A 5,925-nucleotide genomic window follows, 5' to 3' on the forward strand; every position below is an offset into this window, starting at 1 on the left:
CTGGGCCTTACCACCCAATTGCGACATCATAGATCTTCGCTGAGCCTGAGCCGCCTGTTGAGCCGCTACATTTGATGCTTGCTTATGTCCTGGGGAGTTGCGCCCAACTGGACGAAGACGCGATTCACTAGTACCACCAGTGCCTCTACTATGACCAGTGTTATTTGCAACCTTACCTTGATTCCCGAATCCACCAGTTCGAGTTCCATTATCTTTAGTCCTATCTGAACTAGTTAACGGAGATCTTTGATTGGACTTTGAAGCCGGCGCCATCGGCCCCCCTGTTCCAAAACCAGAAAATCCTCGTTCAGCAACTTTCTGAGCAGCCATTCCCATAGCTCCTTTAAGCCCTCCAGAAACACCGGCCTTAACCGGAGACACTAAACCTTTAGAAATTGCCCCTTCAGTTTTATCGACGGCCCCCCGCCCCATCTGGCCCATCCGCTCCTGCGCAATTCCCATTCCTCCGGCATCAGTAACAGCTTTCTGAATAGACATTGCAGTGCCAGCCATAGATGCACCAATGGCTAGACCTACATCAGAGTTTGCCAATAACCTTGAAGTGAGCATCGGTACTGCAACTAATACTCCCGCCATGATGAAATTAAGAACTCCCATTGCCGTTTCAAAACCACTTAATCCTAATGCGGTGGCCTCATCAGGTATGATGCCTTGCAATGTAGAGACAATAGTCAAATGCAAAAATAAGAACGTCACCAGCTCCACTAGAGGCCAAAATAAGACTAGCGCCGAAAGTAAAAGCCAACCCTTCGTCAAATTAACCGCTGGCCTAATAACCCAAACCAGTACACCCCAAATAATTGCCAGCGCAAATAAAAGCCCATGAAAAAGCTTTGTCATAGCATAAATCGTCATCAAGACGATATTTGAAATAGTGAAAAAAACCCATGAAAAAAGACCAGTCAATTGACCAGTTCCTGAGGCTAACCAATCTACGAGCCCATTTTCACTACGCTCAACAACTGCTTCAAATTGTGAGTAAACATCGCCATAACTAGCAAACACACTTTGAACGGTGCCAGAATCACTAAATAGCAAATACACACCATTAAAAAAACCGGTCATCATCCCCCAAACTGCGAAATATATTCCAGTCATCAGACCTGCGAATAGCATTTCATAAATGGCTTTAGACCAGTCTGGGCCTTGAGGGGTGCTGAGTTCCTTTAAAACTCGAAATAGAAATGACATTATATAAACAATGCCACCTATCACTGAAATCAGCCCAACAGCCACCGTATAGGCATTTGTATAGAAAACACTTGGACTCAAGGAGCCGAGCATTTCAACTATCCACTGGTTTGCTGAATCCATTAGTTAGTCCCCCAGTTCCTCAGCTCACCCATCTTTTTATATGCTTTACCCACTGAAAGAGTTTCATTAGCTCGTTTCAAAATTTCATTGGTTTCAGACTTTTGTCTATTATTAGCTTCTTGTTGCTGCTCCACAGCTAAACGAGCAATAACCGCTGTATTTTCAGCTGTAACCCTGGCTGATTCATCTACAGATTCATCCTTAGCCATTCGCCCCATACTCTTTTGAGCGACTTTTCGAAGTCCCTCGATAGTAACCTGATTTTCTAGCGCCTGAATGTCATTATCCAGTTTTGCAACAACGACTAGATCACTTTCATTTTCTCTTTGATTTTTCAACATCGATATTCTTTCAATAAGAACTTGTTCAATATCAATATCTCCATCATACAGACCAGAAAGGTTTAATATCTTAGTTAAACTTCTACTGGTTCGCTTGAAAACTAAGTCTAGGTCTCCATTACGAATCATTTCTGTTGCTTTGGCTCTATCAGCATCGAGCTTTTTGAATTCTTCAAACGCTTTCTGATAATCTTCAAACTGCCCTTGATATTTTTTGGCTTGTTTTACTCTTTCTTCAAGCTGAGATAACTGTTCCTCAGTGATCCCAACCTGTTTAATCATCTGTGCCAATATTTGATAACCAGAACCGTCCGTAAACGCATAAACATTCGGAGCAGCGATTGCCAAACAAATAGAAAAACAAACTCTAGACAATTTCATCGTACTACCTCCATAAATTTGACCATGGCGGCTTTACAAACCGAATGATCACGACTTTCATTAAATACTTTCCGGTACTCATTAAGCATCATCAGGCGTGTATCAATATCATTAGTCATAGAGCCAATCACTTCCTTTGCCGCCAGATCAGTTTCACTGGACGAAGCAAGTGACAGCAATGATTTGGGGAAAGTCAGTTCAAGGCTAAAATAAACACCTTGGATCAACATTAATGCGGGTCGATATGGCAAGTTAGCTGCCACTGGATTTCCCCATGATTTCCAATGCTCTAAAACTGGATCTGGCATAAGCATTCGCTCTGCAATGTGATCCCAATCAGCCTGCCTATATAAATAGTTAAAATATGGGGTTTGGTTAATTACAGCGGCTTCAACAGAGTCAATTTCTTCTGTTTCTTGAGTAACCAGGTCTATACTAGCTCCATCTTTCCGCCCCATTCGTGCCACACCAGAAATTAGATTTCTAGATACCGCAGGTGCCTCTTTAGCCAACACATGCATTTCATCAAGCAACACACGCGCTTGACTTCCTGCCGAAAATGCATATTGAGCAAAAGCCAAACCAACAAAGACAAAGAAAAATTTCAGTAATTGTGGTGACTTTTGTTGAACTGGCTTTAAATTTACAGCAATAATTCCTTTGTGTAGCTGCAAATTTCCTTCTCTGTTGAAAATCCTCCCCATTTCTCCATACAAAAATGAATCAAGATTTTCAGCCATTCTTTGTGCTGCATTTTGCCTAGGAATACTACCTTCAAAAAATTCCTTTTTTGAAAGTGCGTTAAGAAAATCCCTTAGTACAGGCTGCCTGTTCACGCCTTGATAATGTAGATCTTCATACGCAAGACCCAAAGCCATTTCAGCCGCTGTTCTTTCATGAACAGAATACTCTCTTTCATCATCCAATAAAATAAATGAAAGTGCGGAAACTGTTCCAACTTTTATCTGAGGTGGAAGTTGCCCATTTTCATTTGCCAGTGAAATATCAGGCATCGGATTAATAACTGTTTCTTCTGGGTCAACGTCAATATAGCTACCGCCAAGAGCCTCAACCGTCCACTCATACGACTTTCCTACTTCTGCGATATACCAATCGATTCCTTGACAATATGTTTCGAAAATCTCGGCGCATTTATTAACCCCTTTTCCTGCACCGGTCATAGCTACAGTAATAGAGTGATTTACAGCATCCCGCCTAAAACCTTTGGTAATCAACTCACCAGTATGAGTCCTTCTTAATTGCTGTGGACACTCTTTATCACCCTGTGAAAAAACCAGGGCAGGCCACATGTGTGCCACCTGGTGATCAACATCATCCCTCATCCACTGAATAAATCGACCTTGGCCCATCTGACGATAACGCCAAAACGCCATTTGAACGCTTTCCTCAGTGCGAAGTTCACCCCCGTGGTTTGATATGAAACTCACTAATTTTTGTGAAATCCGATTAGTTTCTTTTGGATCATTGGTTGCGATAGTCACAAAAAAGGCGTTGTCATAAACTTCACTATTATTATCAACCAAATCCCGAAACTGACTTTCTTGCTGCTGAAGGTTTGCCGCTGACTCTGCACCAGATTCTGATGAAAAGCCACGAGAGTGCTTTGACTTATTAGCCGATGATTTAACTACATCATCTTTATTTAATCTTCTAACAACCTGTGTCAAGTGGGTATAACAGTCAAGTTGTGATAAAAGCCTATTAAACCCTGGAGTTGCATTTAAACCAGTATCAGGAGAAAAAAACATTAACCCTGTTTTAAAAAAATAATCTCCTACTTTTGTGCATCCTGAAACCAATTTAGGCTTAGCTCTAACCCATTGATCATGCAAAAAATAGTCACCTCTAACTGAAAGAGGCGCGGGCCAATTTTGATAGTCTGGATACATCATTCGACCAACATACTCAGCCCACCCATCTTTAGAAAGAACTCGCCCCCCTTTCAAGCTCATAGCAACTGAGTCTGCCACCTCCATCAACTCTTTTGCTGTTTTTTCATTTAATTTAAGCTCGGCCTTTGCTGAAATTAAAGACAAAAAACCTTTGGATTTTGGGTTCATTGTTAAAACAGTTACCACACGGTTAGAAAGCGATTGTTCCACCAAATGCTCAGCCATTTCTTGCCTTACCCAACTATCAATCTCAGGTAGTCTAACAGCATTTTTTGCACCGTATTCCAAATAATGTTCAGCCCTTGTGTAGTCCATATCTCTAACCAAATGGTTCTCACAGGTAACAACAATTGGAAGACTATTTAACACCCCCCTTAATGAATCATAATTTGATTTTATTTCACCAAAGCTTGAAAGATCAGAATTTATTCCATCCCAAACTACAGCAATCGATACCGCCCCATCCTGATGAACCAGGACGGAATCATTAATAAAATTCCGCCAACTATAAAGCTGCTCATAATGTTTTTTCGTCAATTTCACACCCCTTTTGCCAAAAGCTATTTAATTTCTTATCTCCCTGCCCCCCAATATGAAACCTTATCAAATAAAGATTGCCATTATAAATGTAACTTACAATTAGGGCGGTTAACGAAATCAACAACAACAAACCTATTAGCAATGACGCCTTCTTTGCCAAGCTCATAAGAAATAATATAGCCAGCATTACCGTGGAAACCAAAGCCCCCCAGAAATAAAGGTTCATCCCAATCCACTGTATCTCTTTATGTCGGTGATTCAATGCTGGCATAATAATTATCTCACACGAACCAATTAGCAATACCGTAAGCAGACATTGATATAATCCCTCCTACAAACACGCCTTTCCCCCACTTTGCCGCTTTATCTGAGTCTCCTGAAATAGCATGAAAAGCTGTTATTAGTAGACCAACAATAATCATAACCCCAATGGCATAAAACATATAATCCACAGCCTTTTCTGCCACTTTCTCAGTTTGTTCTTTTGCATCCTGGCTTTCCGCAAACCCAGGCAATTGAATGCCAGCAGCTACTGAGTTAGAGTAAATCCATGCTCCAGTTGTTACCGCCATGCTTCTAATAATTTTCATATATCACCTCTTAATAAATTTTCTATCATTTTTCAAAGCTTGAACTTCAGCTTGAGCTTTAAAGTACAAACTAAACCAACGAATAATCACCATTGGAATAGCTACAATCATTGCGATATTCATAGCTATGATTGCATTAAACATGGTGGCAGACGCTTGATTGCATTTTACCACCCATGAAATCCAGTTCGACTGGGCTGTAATCGAAATAACCCCCAACCCATCATACAACAACTCAGAAACATAATTTCTAATCGACTCTCCAGGCGAGAAATAAATTGTTTTCCTCAATACGTTCAAATCAACACCGGGAACCATCAAAACAATTAATGTCAAAATAAAAATAATCATCCAAGGAAGAAAGAAAGCAATGGAATAAGGATTGGCTAGTTTCTTAATCATCATCAAGCCCCAAATCATCCGCAGTTATATGTCCGCTAGTGCTTCGCTGTTCCTGTGGCCGTTGTTCCTGTGGCCGCTGTTCCTGTGGCCGTTGTTCCTGGGGCCGTTGTTCCTGTGGCCGTTGTTCCTGGTGCCGTTGTTCCTGTGGCCGTTGTTCCTGTGGCCGTTGTTCCTGTGGCCGTTGTTCCTGTGGCCGTTGTTCCTGTGGCCGTTGTTCCTGAGATTCAGCGTTTACCTCCTGCTGAATTTCACAAGCAATCGCTTCATCTTTGATATAGCGATCATACAAATAAAGCGGCGGCCTATGATCACGTGCAGGAGATTGAGCTTTAGGCTTTGGTGAAATCGACTCCCAACCTGTCGAGTCTAGTAAAGGAAAGCGCCCTCTATAAATTCTTCTTGCCGCATTTCTTCCCTCAATCT

At 41.6% G+C, this 5,925-nt stretch carries 7 protein-coding genes; all 7 read right to left on the reverse strand.

Annotated elements, in window-relative coordinates:
* On the reverse strand, positions 1 to 1,335 hold a 1,335-nt coding region (locus H598_RS24340; protein WP_035415912.1), incomplete at its 3' end, for a hypothetical protein.
* Positions 1,335 to 2,057, reverse strand: coding sequence for a hypothetical protein (locus H598_RS0113355; protein ID WP_028113456.1), 723 nt, complete (start codon positions 2,055 to 2,057; stop codon positions 1,335 to 1,337). The genes H598_RS0113355 and H598_RS24340, both read right to left, overlap by 1 nt.
* A complete protein-coding gene (locus H598_RS26575; protein WP_156897044.1) occupies positions 2,054 to 4,507 on the reverse strand; it encodes an ATP-binding protein in 2,454 nt (817 codons plus the stop codon). Before H598_RS26575 ends, H598_RS0113355 begins: the two co-directional genes overlap by 4 nt.
* A gap of 83 nt (positions 4,508 to 4,590) precedes the next feature.
* Positions 4,591 to 4,746 (reverse strand): hypothetical protein, encoded by a 156-nt coding sequence (locus H598_RS26580; protein WP_156897045.1) that lies wholly within the window; start codon positions 4,744 to 4,746, stop codon positions 4,591 to 4,593.
* 45 nt (positions 4,747 to 4,791) lie between these two features.
* Positions 4,792 to 5,100: a hypothetical protein gene (locus tag H598_RS0113370; RefSeq protein ID WP_028113459.1), complete on the reverse strand. Its 309-nt coding sequence runs from the start codon at positions 5,098 to 5,100 to the stop codon at positions 4,792 to 4,794.
* A gap of 3 nt (positions 5,101 to 5,103) precedes the next feature.
* Complete coding sequence (locus H598_RS0113375; RefSeq protein ID WP_156897046.1) at positions 5,104 to 5,505, reverse strand: hypothetical protein; 402 nt, start codon at positions 5,503 to 5,505, stop codon at positions 5,104 to 5,106.
* Positions 5,495 to 5,925, reverse strand: a 431-nt coding sequence (locus H598_RS26880) for a hypothetical protein (protein WP_211227302.1), incomplete at its 5' end; no start/stop codon positions are given. The genes H598_RS0113375 and H598_RS26880, both read right to left, overlap by 11 nt.

Source organism: Ferrimonas kyonanensis DSM 18153, from assembly GCF_000425405.1.
Lineage (GTDB): Bacteria > Pseudomonadota > Gammaproteobacteria > Enterobacterales > Shewanellaceae > Ferrimonas > Ferrimonas kyonanensis.